This is a genomic window from Variovorax sp. EL159 (assembly GCF_900100965.1).
Classification (GTDB): Bacteria; Pseudomonadota; Gammaproteobacteria; order Burkholderiales; family Burkholderiaceae_C; genus Variovorax.
In genome coordinates this window covers 114,616-129,203 of record NZ_FMUJ01000004.1, presented here as the reverse complement: position 1 = coordinate 129,203, position 14,588 = coordinate 114,616, and the positions used below count along the sequence as shown (strand labels likewise).

Genomic DNA, 14,588 nt, shown 5'->3' with positions numbered 1-14,588 from the left:
CAAGGGTCAGGCGTTGCGCGATTTGCCCAGCAGCGCGTAGAGGAGGATCGCCCCGAAAGTGGCGGTTCCGATGCCACCCAGCGCGAAGTCGCCGAACTTCAGCGTGAAGTCGCCGGTGCCGATGATCAGCGTGATCGCCGCCACGATCAGGTTCTTGTTCTGCGAGAAGTCGACCTTGTTGTCGACCCAGATCTTGGCGCCGGCAATGGCGATCAGGCCGAACACCACGATGCTCACGCCGCCCATCACCGGCAGCGGAATGGCCTGGATCAGCGCGCCGAACTTGGGGCTGAAGCCCAGCACCAGCGCGATCAGCGCCGCCACCACGAACACCGCGGTGGAGTAGATGCGCGTGGCCGCCATCACGCCGATGTTCTCGGCGTAGGTCGTCACGCCCGTGCCGCCCGCGGCGCCGCTCACCACCGTGGCAATGCCGTCGCCGATGAAGGCGCGGCCCATGTAGGGGTCGAGGTTGCGGCCGGTCATGGCCGTCACCGCCTTCAGGTGGCCGAGGTTTTCCGCCACCAGGATGATCGCCACGGGTGCGATCAGCAGCATCGCATTGGCCGTGAACACCGGCGTGGTGAAGGTCGGCATGCCGACCCAGGCCGCGTTGGCGATGCCGCTCAGGTCCACCGGCTTGCCCCAGCCCAGACCATTGGTCAGCACCGCGTAGACCACCGTGGCCAGGATCAACCCGGCCAGGATCAGCAGGCGCTGCAGCATGCCGCGCGCGAACACCGCCACCAGGCCCACGCACAGGAAGGTCACGGCCTGCATCCACGACTCGAAATTGCTGGCCGCCATGTTCTTGATCGGCACGCTCGCCAGGTTGAGCCCGATCACCGCCACCACCGCGCCCGTCACCACCGGCGGCATGAAGCGCTCGATCCACCCCGTGCCGATGGCCTGCACCAGGGCGCCGATCAGGATGTAGACCACCCCGCAGGCGATGATCCCGCCGAGCGCCACCGCGATGTTGGCGTTGGGCCCCTTGCCCGCGTAGCCGCTGGCCGCGATCACCACGCCGATGAAGGCGAAGCTCGAACCCAGGTAGCTGGGCACCTTGCCGCCGGTCACGAAGTAGAAGATCAGCGTGCCGATGCCGCTCATCAGGATCGCGATGTTGGGGCTGAAGCCCATCAGGATCGGCGCCAGCACCGTGGCGCCGAACATCGCGATGACGTGCTGCACGCCCATCGCGCCGGTCTGCAGCCAGGGCAGCCGCTCGTCCGGCGCGATGACCGCGCCGTTGGCCAGCGCGGACGCCGGTCTTTCAGTCCAGTTGAACATGTCTTCTTTGCTCCTCTTGAGGGGGTGTCGGTTGGTGGTGGTCGTCGAATCGCCTGCGCTTGTCCCAGCGCGCCCTGGCTCTCCCGGGGCGTGATTGTGGTCGAAGCGTCTCGTGCTGAACATCCGGGAGCACAGCAGGGGCGGCGTGCGCGCGAGAAGAATGTGAACCGGCAATTTGCGGCCCGACCGTGACGGATTGGGTATGACGTCCCGGCGTATGTCTCTAGCCTCGCGGCGTCAGAACATCAACAACGGGAGGAAAGATGGCCAACGAAACCATGAGGATGAGTGCCGCGGGCATGTCCGAGCTTCGCCGCCGGGAGCGCGCCGTTCTGCGGTACTACAACGACGTGGCAAACAACTGCACCTTCGGCGCCGGCACGCTGGCTCACCTGGGCGGATGCACCGCCGAAGAACTGGGACGCACCGTCACGGTCGCTCAAGTGGATGCTGCACTGGCCTCCAGGGTCGCCTCGGCCGAAGAGACGGTGCGCCGCCGCGTGACCCGTCAGGCGCTCACACAGGAACAGTTCGACGCACTGGTGAGTTTTACTTTCAACGCAGGCCCGACCGGCGCGCGCAGAACCCTCGACGCCGCGGATCGCGGCAGCAACGCGGACGTGGCGGCGAACATGACCAATCACGTTTTCATTCATCCCAGAGATGCCAGCGGCCGCAGGGGACGGGCGGTCAGGTCCTCAGGGCTCGTGAACCGGCGCCGCGAAGAGGTGACGCCGTTCCAACCCGTCGCGCCGTCCCGATGAACACAGGACGTCTTGCTGCGTGCTTGTGGCTCATCGCCATGAGCTTTTGCGCGTCGGCGTTTGCGCAGCCCTCCGCAAAGTCCGTCGAAACGCCTTCCGCCCAAGAAGTCCTGTCCGCACTGTCCCGGCGCAGCCAGCTGTCCGAGGAAGAACTGAGCCGCCTGACCGCAGATTGCGCGGCCGACCAGCAGAGCATGTACTTCTGCGCTTACCGCGATGTGGTGGCGGCCGAGCTGACGCTCGATCGCGTGGTCGCGGGCAAGGTGCGTGGGCGTCCCGCGTGCAAAGGGGCGATCGAAGCCAGGGTCGAGCGGTGGAAGGCTGCCCGCGACAGGGCATGCGCAAAGCGCGCCGCCAGGGCGTGGGGCGGCGGCTCCATGGAGCCCACTGCACGGAGTGCCTGCCTCGCGGAGGACACGGGGCGCCTGGTCAGGCAGGCGCAGCGCCTGGACAGCTGCCCGCGGAAGTAGCGCGGAAATCGGGCGAGCGAAAGCGCGGCCGCCGCCTCAACGCGGCTGCAGCACCGCCATCGTGATGCGCGACACGCAGGTCAGCTCGCCCGCCTCGTTCGTCAGGTCGATCTGCCAGACCTGCGTGGTACGGCCCCGGTGCACCGGCCGGGCGGTGCCGATGACCCAGCCGCTGGTGACCGAGCGGATGTGGTTGGCGTTGATGTCCAGGCCCACGGCGCGGTCGCCTTCCGGGGCCGAGTAGTGGGCGCCGCAGGAGCCCAGCGTTTCGGCCAGCACCACCGACACGCCGCCGTGCAGGATGCCGTAGGGCTGGCGGGTGCGTTCGTCGACCGGCACGCGGGCGCGGATGAAGTCGTCGCCCACCTCCAGGAACTCCATGCCCAGCGTGGCGACGGCGGTGCCGACATGGTTGCGGGTCAGTTCTTCGACGGTGATTTCTTTTTTCCAGATACGCATTCGGTTCTCTCCGGTACAGGGTGTCGGGAAACTATAGCGATGGCGGCTGACAACGGCAGTCGCCTTTGCGTGCTACCTTGGGCCGATGAAGCACCCGGCCCGACCTTGGCTCATCGGCATCGCCGCCGTGTTGGTGCTGGGCGTCGGGGTGCTGGTGCTCGTGGTGCGCGCCAAGTTGCCCACCGGCGCCGAAGTGGCCGCGCAGGTTGCCACCAGCTTCGAAAAGCGCTTCGGCGTCGCGCTCAAGGTCGGCGGTGCCCACTGGTCGCTGCTGCCGGCGCCCGTGCTGGTGCTGACCGACATCGCCACCGAGCAGCCGCGCCCCATCACCCTGCGCCGCATCGCGCTGCAGCTGAGGCTCGCGCCGCTGCTGCACCGCGTCATTGCCGTCGACGACGTCGAGATCGACAGCCTCGTGCTGCCGCGCACCTCCGTGCAGGCCTTTCGCGGCAAGGGCCCCAAGCCGGCGGAGGGCGGCGGCGACCTCGTCGCGCTGCCCACGCCCTGGACGCTGGCGCCCGTCCCCGTGGAACTGCTGCGGTGGCGCGACGTGGTCTGGATCGACCGGCGCGACATCGCGCTGGCCTACGACGGCGAGATCGCCTTCGACCCCGAATGGCGTCCGCGCCAGGCCCGCATCGAGCGGGCCGGCGTGTCGCCGCCGGTGCGCCTGCGGCTGGACCGCGAGGCCGGGCAGGACCGCTGGCGCACCCGCATCGACGCGGGCGGCGGCACCTGGAACGGCGTCGCGCGCTTCGAGACGCTGGCCGACGGCAAGCTGCGCGCGTCGGCCGAGCTCGATCCGCACCAGATCGACATCGAAAGCCTGGTGCAGGCCTTCGGCCGCAGCACCCCGGTGGCGGGCAAGGTCTCGGGCCATTCCACGCTGGAGGCGCAGACCGACAAGGCGCAGGACCTGGGCGCGCTGATGCGCAGCCTGCACACCCGCACCACCTTTTCGGTCCAGCCCGCCACGCTCACCAAGCTGGACATCGCCAAGGCCGTGAGCACCGCCGGCATCAGCCGCGGCGGCCGCACGGCGCTGGACGAACTCACCGGCACGCTCGACACCCAGTCCACCGACGACGGCGTGGTGATGCAGTACAGCAACCTCCAGGCGCGCTCGGGCGTGCTCAGCGCGAGCGGCAAGCTGCGCCTGTTCAACCGCAAGATCGATGGCGAAGTGGCGGTCGATCTTGTCGACGGCGTGGTCGGCGTGCCGCTCAAGATCGGCGGCACGGTGAGCGACCCCGAGCTGTCGCTGACCGGCGCCGCGCTCACGGGCGCGGCCATCGGCAGCGCGGTGCTGCCGGGCGTGGGCACCGCCATCGGCGCGCGCGTGGGGCAGCAGGTCGAAAAGCTGTTCGGCGGCGGCAAGCCGGCACCTGCCAAACCGCCGGCCAGACCTAGCCGAAAGCCTTGAGCACCGCCGGCACTGTCAGCACCGCCGTGTAGTAGCCCATGAACTGCACGCCGGTGTTGAAGCCGATGGCACGCGACAGCAGCCCGCCGAGCAGGCCCATCGTCAAGATCACCAAGAGGCCGAGCAACTGGCCTTCCCACACGCTGATCACCACGATCAACCCGACGAAGGTCGCGATGATCGCCTCGTGGCTCACTTTGCGCGAGACGAACAGCGCCGCGCGGCGCGCGAAGTTCATCGTGAACGGATACGCCACCAATGCCGCGAGCACCACCGCCAGCATGCCGTAGCCCAGAAACTCCCAGTGGTTCAGCAGGTTGTGCAGGTTGTGCGTCTGGCCCGTGGCCGAGTCGATGGTGAACACCGGCGGCGCATTGAAGAGCGGCGCCGCCGGGCCGGCTGCCACCGGGCTCAGCGGCAGGCCGATGGCGATCAGCGGGATCAGTGCCTCGGCGATGTAGGTCGCCTCGGTCACGCCGTTGCGCGCGGCCAGCGTGGTCGTGAGGCGGTGGTACGCATGCTTGATGCGCGAGCCCACCAGTTCGCCGAGCACCACCGTCATCGCGACCGGGCTGAACACGAAGGTGGCGCTGGAGATCGCGGCGGTCGCAAAGGTCCACTTCACCTGGCCCCGGTCGAGCACCTTGAACGGATTGGGAAAGTAGCCCGACCAGCCCTTCACGTCCGGCGCGAGCGAAAAGGTGCGGACCTTGTCGCGTTTCATGCGCGCACGCGCGGCCGGCGAGATCACCGAGAACAGGTCGGCCACCAGCGGCCCGATCGCAATGCCCAAAAAGTAGCTGATGCTGAGCTTCACGCCGTACTTGCCGGTGAGCGCCTGCAGCGCCACGATCACCATCACGAACGGCACCAGCGTGGCCACCGAGGCCCAGCGCCCACTCGAGAAGTAGGCAATGGCCACGGCCGCCACCACGAAGATCCACGGCGCCGCCTTGGTGATGGCCGCGCCGTAGGGCGCCAGCAGCACCGCGAACAGCACGGCCAGCGGCACGGCGATGAAGGCCGCGATGATCGCGCCCGACACCATCTTGCGCAGCGCGATGTGCGGCACGCCCAGGTTGCGCAGTACGTTCGCGTCCTGCAGCAGCGGCGTGGCCATGGTGTCGCCCGGAATGCCGAGCAGCGCGGTGGGCACCGCGTGCGTCATGTGCTTGGCCACGGCGGCCGCCAGGAAGAAGGTGAACACGCCTTCGGGCGGCACGCCGAGCAGCACCACCAGCAGTGTGAGCGGTGCGAGCGTGGTGGTTTCGTCGGTGCCCGAGACGAGGCCGATGGCCGCGAACACGACGGCGCCCACGAGGCCCATGCCCGTGGCGACGAGGATCTGGTTGAGGAGCGCGGCTTCGATCACGGTGCGGCCCCTTCGGTATTGCGAGCGCGGGGCTTGTACGACGCGAACAGGTCGTAGATCTCCAGCTCCTTCATCTCGCGCACCACCGACGGCGGCAGGTCGTCCACCGAGCCCAGGTCGCCGTGCTCGCCGGCCAGTTCGGCCAGCACCTCTTCGCGCCAGCGCGGATCGGCCTCGGCGCCTTCGACCACCTCGCGCTTCGGCGTGAAGAGCTTCGCGCAGAGCAGGCCCGACACCACGCAGCCGCCCAGGCCGGCGAGCATCGCGTAGGCGCGCGCCAGCTCGGGCGTGCTCACGGTGCTCATGAGCACGCGGCTCGCCGCGAGATAGCCCGCCAGGCTCACCACGACGCCGATGACGATCGACCACGCGAGATGGCCCAGGTCGGCCGTGTCGCCCCATATCTCCACCAGCCGCCAGCGGGCGGGCGTTGCACTGTCTGCGCTCATTTTTCGATGTCTCCGTCTGTGGTTATCCGACGGCCGTGTGTGCGGCCGCCGCGGTATCGGCCGCGGTCCGTTGCGCGGGGCTCTCCCGCTGGGTTTCCGGTGTGCCTACTTCTTCTTGCGCAGTGCTTCGAGCAGCGCCACGGCGCGGTCGGTGCGCACGTCGTGCTCGGCCGCCATCTGTTTGGCGATGCTGTCGATCTCGTCGCCCGTGGCGCCCGCGACCAGTGCGATGTTGCGGGCATGCAGGGCCATGTGGCCGCGCTGGATGCCTTCGGTGGCGAGCGCGCGCAACGCGCCCAGGTTCTGCGCGAGGCCCACGGCCACGGCGACTTCGCCCAGCTCCTGCGCCGACTTCACGTCGAGGATCTTCAGCGCGAGCCGTGCGAGTGGGTGCGTCTTGGTGGCCCCGCCGACCAGCCCCACCGGCATCGGCATCTCGATGGTGCCGACCAGCGCGCCGCTCGTGTCCTTCTCCCACGTGGTCAGCGAGGTGTAGCGCCCGCTGCGGCAGGCGTACGCATGCGCGCCGGCTTCCACCGCGCGCCAGTCGTTGCCGGTCGCGACGATCACCGGATCGACGCCGTTCATGATGCCCTTGTTGTGCGTCGCTGCGCGGTACGGGTCGATGGCAGCGAAGGTGTACGCGTCGATCACGCCTTCGACCACTTCTTCGCCGCTGCGCTCGCGCGTGGCCAGCACGGACGGCGCAAGCCGCACGCGCGCACGCGCCAGCCGCAGGTCGGCCAGGTTCGACAGGATGCGCAGGCGCACCGTGCCGCCCGTGAGCTTCTCGACCAGCGGCGACACCGCCTCGGCCATCGTGTTGACGGTGTTCGCGCCCATCGCGTCGCGCACGTCGACCACAAGGTGCATCACCACCATCGCGCCGCGCGGCGTGTCGCCGAACACGTGCACCTCGATGTCGCGGCAACCGCCGCCCAGGCCGATCAGCACCTTGTCGCGGCTGTTCGCCACGGCCAGGATCTCGTCGCGCGCACGCAGCAAGGCGAGCCGCGCACCGTACGGGTCGGTGATGCCGATCACCTGCACCTGCGCGCGCATCAGCGGCCCGGTGCTCGAGGCCTCGAAGCCGCCGCCTTCGCGCGCCAGCTTGGCCATGAACGATGCGGCCGCCACCACCGACGGTTCTTCCACCGCCATAGGCACGAGGTAGTCGCGCCCATTGATGGTGAAGTTGCCGGCCACGCCCAGCGGCAGCTCGAAGGTGCCGATCACGTTCTCGACCATGCCGTTGGCGCGGTCCACGCTCAATGCGCCGGGTTGTGCGAGCAGCGCCACCTCGTCGTCGGTGAGCGACGCGGCCTCTGCGATATGGGCGAAGCGCTGCGCGGGTGTGAGTGCGCGGAAGTTGGGAATGCGGGAGTCGGCGACCATCGTTGCTTTTCTCTTCGGAAGATGAATTCGGGAGCAGGCAATTTAGGGCGGCTGTACCGCCGGCGGAAGGCACAGTTTGGCGGGACAGTGCGGACAGTGGTGCGCGAGGGCAGGGCGCTGTGTCACAGTCGGCGCCCATGACTTCCATCGCCGATTCGCTCGCCGACACCCTCGCGCGCCAGATCGCCAGCGGCGCCTACAAGGCCGGCGACAAGCTGCCCTCGCTGCGTGAACTCGCGCAGCTGCACCGCTACGCCAAGAACACCGTCGTGGCCGCCTTCGAGCTGCTGGTGTCGCGCGGGCTGGTCGAGCCGCGCCGTGGCTCGGGCTACTTCGTGCTGCCGCAGAAGCAGGCGGCCAGGCCGGTGGAAGAAGACGCGGGCAGCCTCGGCCGCGCCATGGACATCGTGTGGCTCATGCGCGAGCAGCTGAAGACGCAGCCCGACGCCATCGCCGTGGGCGACGGTTTTCCGCCGGTCGAATGGCTGGCCGACGTGCGCCTGGACAAGTACCACCCGAAGGTGGTGCGCACCGGGCTCGGCGCCTTGTTCCGCTATGGCAGCCGCTTCGGCTACGGGCCGCTGCGCGATCACCTCGTGCGCAAGCTCGCCGACTTCGGCATCGGCGCCGAGCCGAGGCAGATCGTGCTGACGCATGGCGCCAACGAGGCGATGGACATCGTCATCCGCTACTTCGTGCCGCCGGGCGGCAAGGTGCTGGTGGACGACCCCGGCTACTACCCGCTGTTCGGCAAGCTCAAGCTCGCGGGTGCGCAGATGCTCGCCGTGCCACGGCTGGCCGATGGCCCCGACCTCGATGTGCTCGAGCAGCTGCTGATCGCCGAGCGGCCGCGCCTCTTCTTCACGCAGTCGCTGGCGCACAACCCCACGGGCTCCGACATCTCGCCGGCCAAGGCGTTTCGCGTGCTGCAGCTGGCGCAGAAGTACGACCTGCTGATCGTCGAGAACGATCCGCTGGCGGACTTCAAGCCGACCGCCTTGCCACGGCTCTCGGCGCTGGACCAGCTCGAACGCACCATCTACATCGGCAGCTTCTCGAAGTCGTTCTCGGCCGCGCTGCGCGTGGGCTTCATCGCCTGCGGCGCCGACCTGGCGAGCGACCTTGCGGACCTGAAGGCGCTGATCCACGTGAGCAGCTCGGAGTACAGCGAGCGCACGGTCGACGTGATCCTCCGCGAGGGCCACTACCAGCGGCACCTGAACCGTTTGCAGAACCGGCTCGGCGAAGCCACGCGCAATGCGCTCAAGCTGTTCGACGCGGTGGATGCCGAAGTCTTTGCGCGCAGCCCGCAGTCGCTCTACGTCTGGGCCGCGCTGCCCGGCGTGGACGACTCGCTGGCCTTCGCCAAGGCGCTGCTGCCGCGCAAGATCGTCATGGCGCCGGGCCGCATCTTCAGTGTCGATTCGACGCAGGTGTCGCGCTGGTCGCGCTTCAACGTGGGCGCCATGGCCGACCCGCGTTTCGCGAAGGCACTGCGCACCGCGTTGCGGCGGCGCGGCGGCTGATCGACCCCAATCAACCCCGGAAGCGCTCGCGCAACTGCTTGCGATTGAGCTTGCCCACGGCCGTCTTCGGAATCTCGTCGGCGAACAGCACGCGCTGCGGCTTCTTGTACGAGGCGAGCTGGTCGGCCACATGCGCGATCAGCTCGGCTTCGCTCGCCTGTTGCCCCGCGCGCAGCACCACCACGGCGGTGACGATCTCGACCCACTTCTCGTGCGGCAGGCCGATCACCGCGCATTCGCGCACGGCGGGGTGCGTCATCAGGGCGTTCTCGACCTCGCGCGGATAGACGTTGTAGCCACCGCTGATGATCATGTCCGAGGTGCGGTCCTTCAGGTGCAGGAAGCCGCGTTCGTCGAACACGCCCACATCGCGCGTGCGCACCCAGCCGCCTTCGACGAAGGTCTCGGCATTGAGCGCGGCCGCGTTGTAGTAGCCGGCCACGGCGGAGGGCGCGCGCACCGCGATCTCGCCGGGTGTGCCCGGTGGCACGTCGTTGCCCGCTTCGTCGATCAGCCGCATCTCGATGTCGAGCGCCGGCTGGCCGCAGGCGTCGAGCAGTTCGTCGGTGTGGTCTTCGGGCCGCAGCACCGCCAGGCACAGCGGCGCTTCGGTCTGGCCGTAGTACTGCCAGAAGCGGTGCCGGCCCCACGCCGCCATGGCGCGCTGGATTACCGTGCGCGGCATCGGCGAGGCGCCGTAGATCACGTAGCGCAGGGCCTCGACGTCGGTGGTGGCGATGTCGGCGTGCTCGAACAGCATCTGCAGCATCGTCGGCACGAGGTTGATGGCGGTGATGCGCTCGGCCTGCAGCGTGCGCAGGAACAGGCCCGGCTCGAAGCCCGGCAGGATGACCGTGCGCCCGCCGCGCAGCCAGAAGGGCAGCACGAACACGCCGCTGGCGTGAATCAGCGAGGCCGCGTGCAGCATCGCGTCGCCGGGCGTGGCCGGCAACAGGTTCAGCAGCACGTTGCGGCAGATCGCGGCGTAAGAAGCCTGCGTGTGCTGCGCCGCTTTCAGCGTGCCGGTGGTGCCCGAGGTGAAGAGCGTGAGCACCACGTCGTCGTGCGAAGGCGTGAAGGCGGGCGCTTCAGCAGGGCACGACGCAGCCTGCGCGAGCAGGTCGGTGGCGCCGGGCAGGGCCGTGCCCATGCCCATGCACACCAGCGTGGGCACGGCCTCGCGCAGGGCGGCCGCGCGCTCGGCGAGGTCGGGGCCGAACACCAGGTGCGTGCTGCCTGTTTCCGCGAGCATGCGCGCGTGCTCTGCCAGCGACAGCCGTGAATTGAGCGGCACGCGGTTGATGCCGGCCTTCACGCAGGCGAAGTCCAGCGGCACGCTGTGCAGGCCGTTGTTCAGCAGCAGCGCCACGCGCGTGTGCGGCGCCGCACCGGCCGCGTGCAGTGCATGCGCGAGCTGGCTGCTGAGGCGATCGACCTCGGTGAAGCTCAGCGTCTTGTCGCCGAACACGATGGCCGTGCGCGGGCCGTGCTGCAGCGCACCGCGCCGGATCAGGTCGAGGTAGGTCGGGCCACGGGCGGGTGGGGTGGCGGACGGCGTGGAATGCAAGTGGAGTCTCCTGTCGTTTCTTGGAGGGGGAGGGCGGTGCGGCTCAGCGCTTGAACTCGCCATGGCGCCCGGCGCCGCCGGCGAAGCGCGCGGCACCGGCCTGGCCTTCGGCAAAGACGATCGGCACGCCCTGCGCGCCTTCGCGCCGCAGGGCCTCGGCCAGCGACAGGTCCCACTGGCCGTAGGCGGAGTCGCGGTCGGTCAGCATGCATTGCTGCGGGAAGGCGGCGATCTGGCGCGCCAGTTCCTGCGCGGCCGCGAGCGCGCCACCCGGCGGCGTGACGCGGTTGACCAGGCCCATCGCCAGCGCCTCGGCGGCACCGACCGGGCGGCCCGTGAGGATCATGTCGAGCGCGCGGCCCATGCCCACGATGCGCGGCAGGCGCACCGTGCCGCCGTCGATCAGCGGCACGCCCCAGCGGCGGCAGAACACGCCGAGCACGGCGTCGTCGTCGGCCACGCGCAGGTCGGCGAGCAGCGCAAGCTCGAGCCCGCCCGCCACCGCATAGCCGTTCAGCGCCGCGATCAGCGGCTTCGACAGCGCCATGCGCGTCGGCCCCATCGGCCCGCTGCCGCCGCCATCGGGATCGAGCTCGTTGCGGCGTGCGGGGTCGCCCACGGCGGTGAGGTCGGCGCCCGCGCAGAAGTTGCCGCCCGCGCCGGTCAGCACCGCCACGCGCAAGGCGTCATCGGCCTCGAAGCGCTCGAAGGCCTCGCGCAGCCCGGCGGCCACGGTGCCGTCGACCGCATTGCGCTTGTCGGGGCGGTTCAGCGTGATGGTGCAGACCGTGCCGTTCACGTCGTAGTTCACATAAGGGGAGACCATGAGGGTTTCCTTTCGGGGCAAAATTACATGCTCAATCGTTCGTGGCCATCGTAGGAAATATTTCAAAATTACGCAAACATGGACAAGATATGTAATGTTCCGGTCGATGTTCCGAGCGCGTCCGACCTGATTCTCGACCTGCTGGTGGCCCACGGCGACACGCTGACTTCGCAGGCCCTGTGCCGGGCCGGGGCGCTCATGGGCATCGGCGAGACGACGCTGCGCGTGGGACTGACGCGCCTGGCGAGCGACGGCAAGATCGGGCGCGGCGAGCGCGGCAGCTACAGCCTCAACCGCGCGGGGCCGGCCTTGTCGCGCGCGGTCGACGACTGGCAGCACAAGCAGGCGCAGGCCATCGCATGGCAGGGCGACTGGCTCGCGGTGCACGACGCCAGCGTGCCGCGCACCGAAAAGACGGCCTGGCGCCACCACAGCCTGGCGCTCACCTTGCGCGGCTTTGCCCCGCTGCGCGAGCGCCTGCACATCCGGCCCGACAACCTTGCGGGCGGGCTCGCGGCCGAACGCGTGCATCTGCAGGCGCTGGGCCTGTCGTCGCAGGCGCTGGTGTTCCGGCTGGCCGATCTCGACGACGCGGCGCAGGCCGCCTCGCGCAAGCTGTGGGACGTGCGCACGCTGGCCACCAACTACCGGCGCCTGCAGACGGGGCTCGAACGCAGCGAGAAGCGCCTGCGCACCCAGCCGCTCGAAGTGGCGGTGCGCGAATCGCTGTTGCTGGGGCGCGCCGTCATCGCGCACCTGATCCGCGATCCGCTGCTGCCGGCCGAACTCATGTCCCCCGAGCCGCGGGCCGCGCTGCTGGTGGCGACGCGGCGCTACCAGGCCAAGGCGCTGCAGCTGTGGCGCCAGTGGCTGGCACAGCCCTCCGCCTGAAGCGCGCGGCAACCGGCTTCAGCGCAATCGCACCACCTGCGCATCGCCGGGCGTGCGCGCATGCAGCCGCGTCACCTCGGCCGCGCGCCGGGTCAGCACCGCGCGCTGGTTGATGTAGCCCTTGTCGGTGATCTCGCCCGCGTCCAGGCTCGGCGGCTCGGCCAGCACCAGCGCGCAGGCCGGGCATTGCGACGAGCCCGCGCCTTCGTCCTGCAGCGCGCGCAGCACCTCGGCGATGCGCGTGCCCATCGCCTCGGGCGACAGCGCGGCGCCTTGCGGGCTGGCGAACACCAGTATGCCGATCTCGTCGCGGTCGTGGCCGGTCAGCACGACGTCTTGCACATGCGGCGCGAGCAATGACACCAGCTTCACGCGCAGCGTACCCACCGACACCCAGGTGCCGGTCGAGAGCTTGAAGTCTTCCGCCACGCGGCCGTTGAAGATCACGCCATGTGCAGGCTGCGCCGGATTCGCCAGAAAGCCGGCATCGCCGATGCGGTAGTAGCCTTCCTCGTCGAAAGCCTCGGCGGTTTCACGTGGTGCATCGCGGTAGCCGGGGAACACCGAGACGCCCTTCACGCGCATCTCCAGCTTCTCGCCGTTGGGCACGAACTTGAGTTCGAGCCCCGGCAGCGGCGCACCGATGCAGCCGGCACCGTCGAGCTTCCAGTGCGCGGAGGTGATGGCGGGCGAGGTCTCGGTCGCACCCCACGAGGTGGTGAGCCACAGCGGCCGCCTGGGCCGCACGCGCTGCGCCACCGCTTCGAGCCGTTGCCACGTGGAAGGCGCGAGCGCCGCCGCCGCGTAGAAGGCCAGCCGCAGCCGCGCGAACACCTCGGTGGCCAGCGCGTCGTCGGCTTCGAGAAAAGGCAGCAGCATGTCGAAGCCGCGCGGCACGTTGAACAGCAGCGTGGGCTTCACCTCGCGCAGGTTGCGCACCGTCTTCTCGATGAGGCCCGGCGCGGGCCGTCCTTCGTCGATGTAGAGCGCACCGCCGTGGCACAGCACCATGTGCAGGTTGTGGTTGGCGCCGAAGGTGTGGCTCCAGGGCAGCCAGTCGACCAGCACCGGCTTTTCGTGCGACAGGAAGCGCCAGGTCTGCGCCATCATCTGCTGGTTGGCGCACAGCATGCGGTGCGTGTTGATGACGACCTTGGGCTTGCCGGTGGAGCCGGAGGTCAGCAGGTACTTGGCGTGGGTGTCGGGCAGGACGGCGGCGAAGGCTTCCATCACCGCTGGCGTTTCGTGCGTGGCGAGAAGCTGCTCGAAGGCCATCGCACCGGGGTGCGTTTGTGCATTGCGGCTGAACACCGTGACCGCCTCGACACCACAACCGGCGAGTGCACCGCCGTAGACCTTCGCGTCCGATGCGTAGACCAGCGAAGGCCCGAGCGCCTTCAGCATGCCGTGCAGCCGCGACGGGTCCTTGGCCATGCGCGAGTACGCGCTCGACAGCGAGCAGGCGGTGCGGCCGATGTGCATCGTTGCCAGCATCAGCACCGCGTGGTCGATGGCGTTGTCCGAGAGGATCACGACCGGCTTGCCCGTTGGCAGATTCAGGTCGAGCAGGCCTTGCGCGACCGCGCCGACGGCCTGGCGCAGGGCGCGGTAGTCGAGCTTGCGCCAGCCTTCACCGTTGTCGTCGCGTTCCGCGAAGGCCAGCGCATCGGGGGTTTCGCGTGCCCAGCGTTCCAGCCATTCGCCGATGCAACGTGCATAAGGCTTGAGCGCCATCGGCGAGCGCAGCGCGAAGGAGCCGTCGTCGAAATCGATGCGCACCGTGCGGGGTGGGGCGATCAGGTTTTCATCGAGGAGGAAGTCGGTCATTTCAATGTTCCATGGGGGCGTTGCTGTTCCTGCGACGCTTTTGTTCGGGGTGCGTGCGAATGACACCGGGTACTCCCCTCCGCGAATGTCCCCCGCTTCGCTCCTCCTTTATTTCGCTGCGGGGAGCACCCGATGCCATTCGCACATGAGCGCTGCGGTTGTGCGGGCCGATCAACGGCCACGTCCATCGATCACGTCGATGGTGTGTTCTGCGCAGCGAAATAAAGGAGGAGGGGCGCAGCCCCGGGGGACATTCGCGGAGCAGAGCACACCATCGGCGTGAGCACACCCTGAACGGACAGCGCAACGAATCGAAGAGCCAGCTT

13 protein-coding genes are annotated in these 14,588 nt (G+C 69.1%); 5 read left to right on the top strand and 8 right to left on the bottom strand.

The window, feature by feature from the left end; translation table 11 throughout:
* Positions 1 to 6 precede the first annotated feature (6 nt).
* Complete coding sequence (locus BLQ28_RS17675) at positions 7 to 1,293, bottom strand: solute carrier family 23 protein (protein WP_093242093.1); 1,287 nt, start codon at positions 1,291 to 1,293, stop codon at positions 7 to 9.
* A gap of 263 nt (positions 1,294 to 1,556) precedes the next feature.
* Here BLQ28_RS17675 and BLQ28_RS17670 point away from each other — a divergent pair, with 263 nt between their 5' ends.
* Together BLQ28_RS17670 and BLQ28_RS17665 are read left to right on the top strand one after the other, a co-directional pair.
* Complete coding sequence (locus BLQ28_RS17670) at positions 1,557 to 2,057, top strand: glycoside hydrolase family protein (RefSeq protein WP_093242090.1); 501 nt, start codon at positions 1,557 to 1,559, stop codon at positions 2,055 to 2,057.
* The gene (locus tag BLQ28_RS17665; RefSeq protein WP_256327348.1) at positions 2,054 to 2,527 is read left to right on the top strand and encodes a lysozyme inhibitor LprI family protein; all 474 of its coding nucleotides are present in this window, start codon (positions 2,054 to 2,056) and stop codon (positions 2,525 to 2,527) included. The genes BLQ28_RS17670 and BLQ28_RS17665 overlap by 4 nt, the downstream gene beginning before the upstream one ends.
* 36 nt (positions 2,528 to 2,563) lie before the next feature.
* On the opposite strand, the gene BLQ28_RS17660 is transcribed toward BLQ28_RS17665, so the two are convergent.
* A complete protein-coding gene (locus BLQ28_RS17660) occupies positions 2,564 to 2,986 on the bottom strand; it encodes a hotdog fold thioesterase (protein ID WP_093242088.1) in 423 nt (140 codons plus the stop codon).
* 85 nt (positions 2,987 to 3,071) lie between these two features.
* Between BLQ28_RS17660 and BLQ28_RS17655 the strand changes: the two genes are divergently transcribed.
* Complete coding sequence (locus BLQ28_RS17655) at positions 3,072 to 4,409, top strand: hypothetical protein (RefSeq protein ID WP_093242085.1); 1,338 nt, start codon at positions 3,072 to 3,074, stop codon at positions 4,407 to 4,409.
* On the opposite strand, the gene BLQ28_RS17650 is transcribed toward BLQ28_RS17655, so the two are convergent.
* From BLQ28_RS17650 to BLQ28_RS17640, 3 genes are all read right to left on the bottom strand, one after another.
* On the bottom strand, positions 4,393 to 5,778 hold the full coding sequence (locus BLQ28_RS17650; protein ID WP_371126695.1) for a tripartite tricarboxylate transporter permease: 1,386 nt from the start codon (positions 5,776 to 5,778) through the stop codon (positions 4,393 to 4,395). The genes BLQ28_RS17655 and BLQ28_RS17650 overlap by 17 nt on opposite strands.
* Positions 5,778 to 6,230 (bottom strand): hypothetical protein, encoded by a 453-nt coding sequence (locus tag BLQ28_RS17645; RefSeq protein WP_093242083.1) that lies wholly within the window; start codon positions 6,228 to 6,230, stop codon positions 5,778 to 5,780. The genes BLQ28_RS17650 and BLQ28_RS17645 overlap by 1 nt, the downstream gene beginning before the upstream one ends.
* 105 nt (positions 6,231 to 6,335) lie before the next feature.
* Positions 6,336 to 7,652, bottom strand: coding sequence for a hydroxymethylglutaryl-CoA reductase, degradative (locus tag BLQ28_RS17640; RefSeq protein WP_256327392.1), 1,317 nt, complete (start codon positions 7,650 to 7,652; stop codon positions 6,336 to 6,338).
* 110 nt (positions 7,653 to 7,762) lie between these two features.
* Between BLQ28_RS17640 and BLQ28_RS17635 the strand changes: the two genes are divergently transcribed.
* A complete protein-coding gene (locus BLQ28_RS17635) occupies positions 7,763 to 9,151 on the top strand; it encodes an aminotransferase-like domain-containing protein (RefSeq protein WP_093242077.1) in 1,389 nt (462 codons plus the stop codon).
* 10 nt (positions 9,152 to 9,161) lie between these two features.
* Here BLQ28_RS17635 and BLQ28_RS17630 read toward each other — a convergent pair whose 3' ends face one another.
* Together BLQ28_RS17630 and BLQ28_RS17625 are read right to left on the bottom strand one after the other, a co-directional pair.
* Positions 9,162 to 10,718 (bottom strand): class I adenylate-forming enzyme family protein, encoded by a 1,557-nt coding sequence (locus BLQ28_RS17630; RefSeq protein WP_256327346.1) that lies wholly within the window; start codon positions 10,716 to 10,718, stop codon positions 9,162 to 9,164.
* Positions 10,719 to 10,761: 43 nt separating this feature from the next.
* Positions 10,762 to 11,544 (bottom strand): crotonase/enoyl-CoA hydratase family protein, encoded by a 783-nt coding sequence (locus BLQ28_RS17625; RefSeq protein WP_093242075.1) that lies wholly within the window; start codon positions 11,542 to 11,544, stop codon positions 10,762 to 10,764.
* 78 nt (positions 11,545 to 11,622) lie between these two features.
* Here BLQ28_RS17625 and BLQ28_RS17620 point away from each other — a divergent pair, with 78 nt between their 5' ends.
* A complete protein-coding gene (locus tag BLQ28_RS17620; protein WP_093242072.1) occupies positions 11,623 to 12,435 on the top strand; it encodes a PaaX family transcriptional regulator in 813 nt (270 codons plus the stop codon).
* A gap of 18 nt (positions 12,436 to 12,453) precedes the next feature.
* Here BLQ28_RS17620 and BLQ28_RS17615 read toward each other — a convergent pair whose 3' ends face one another.
* Positions 12,454 to 14,262: a feruloyl-CoA synthase gene (locus tag BLQ28_RS17615; protein ID WP_093242070.1), complete on the bottom strand. Its 1,809-nt coding sequence runs from the start codon at positions 14,260 to 14,262 to the stop codon at positions 12,454 to 12,456.
* Positions 14,263 to 14,588 lie beyond the last annotated feature (326 nt).

Bases quoted from the DNA above. Each gene is read 5' to 3' on its own strand.
- BLQ28_RS17675 (WP_093242093.1), bottom strand. From the start codon at position 1,293: ATGTTCAACTGGACTGAAAGACCGGCGTCCGCGCTGGCCAACGGCGCG.
- BLQ28_RS17670 (WP_093242090.1), top strand. From the start codon at position 1,557: ATGGCCAACGAAACCATGAGGATGAGTGCCGCGGGCATGTCCGAGCTT.
- BLQ28_RS17665 (WP_256327348.1), top strand. From the start codon at position 2,054: ATGAACACAGGACGTCTTGCTGCGTGCTTGTGGCTCATCGCCATGAGC.
- BLQ28_RS17660 (WP_093242088.1), bottom strand. From the start codon at position 2,986: ATGCGTATCTGGAAAAAAGAAATCACCGTCGAAGAACTGACCCGCAAC.
- BLQ28_RS17655 (WP_093242085.1), top strand. From the start codon at position 3,072: ATGAAGCACCCGGCCCGACCTTGGCTCATCGGCATCGCCGCCGTGTTG.
- BLQ28_RS17645 (WP_093242083.1), bottom strand. From the start codon at position 6,230: ATGAGCGCAGACAGTGCAACGCCCGCCCGCTGGCGGCTGGTGGAGATA.
- BLQ28_RS17635 (WP_093242077.1), top strand. From the start codon at position 7,763: ATGACTTCCATCGCCGATTCGCTCGCCGACACCCTCGCGCGCCAGATC.
- BLQ28_RS17625 (WP_093242075.1), bottom strand. From the start codon at position 11,544: ATGGTCTCCCCTTATGTGAACTACGACGTGAACGGCACGGTCTGCACC.
- BLQ28_RS17620 (WP_093242072.1), top strand. From the start codon at position 11,623: ATGGACAAGATATGTAATGTTCCGGTCGATGTTCCGAGCGCGTCCGAC.
- BLQ28_RS17615 (WP_093242070.1), bottom strand. From the start codon at position 14,262: ATGACCGACTTCCTCCTCGATGAAAACCTGATCGCCCCACCCCGCACG.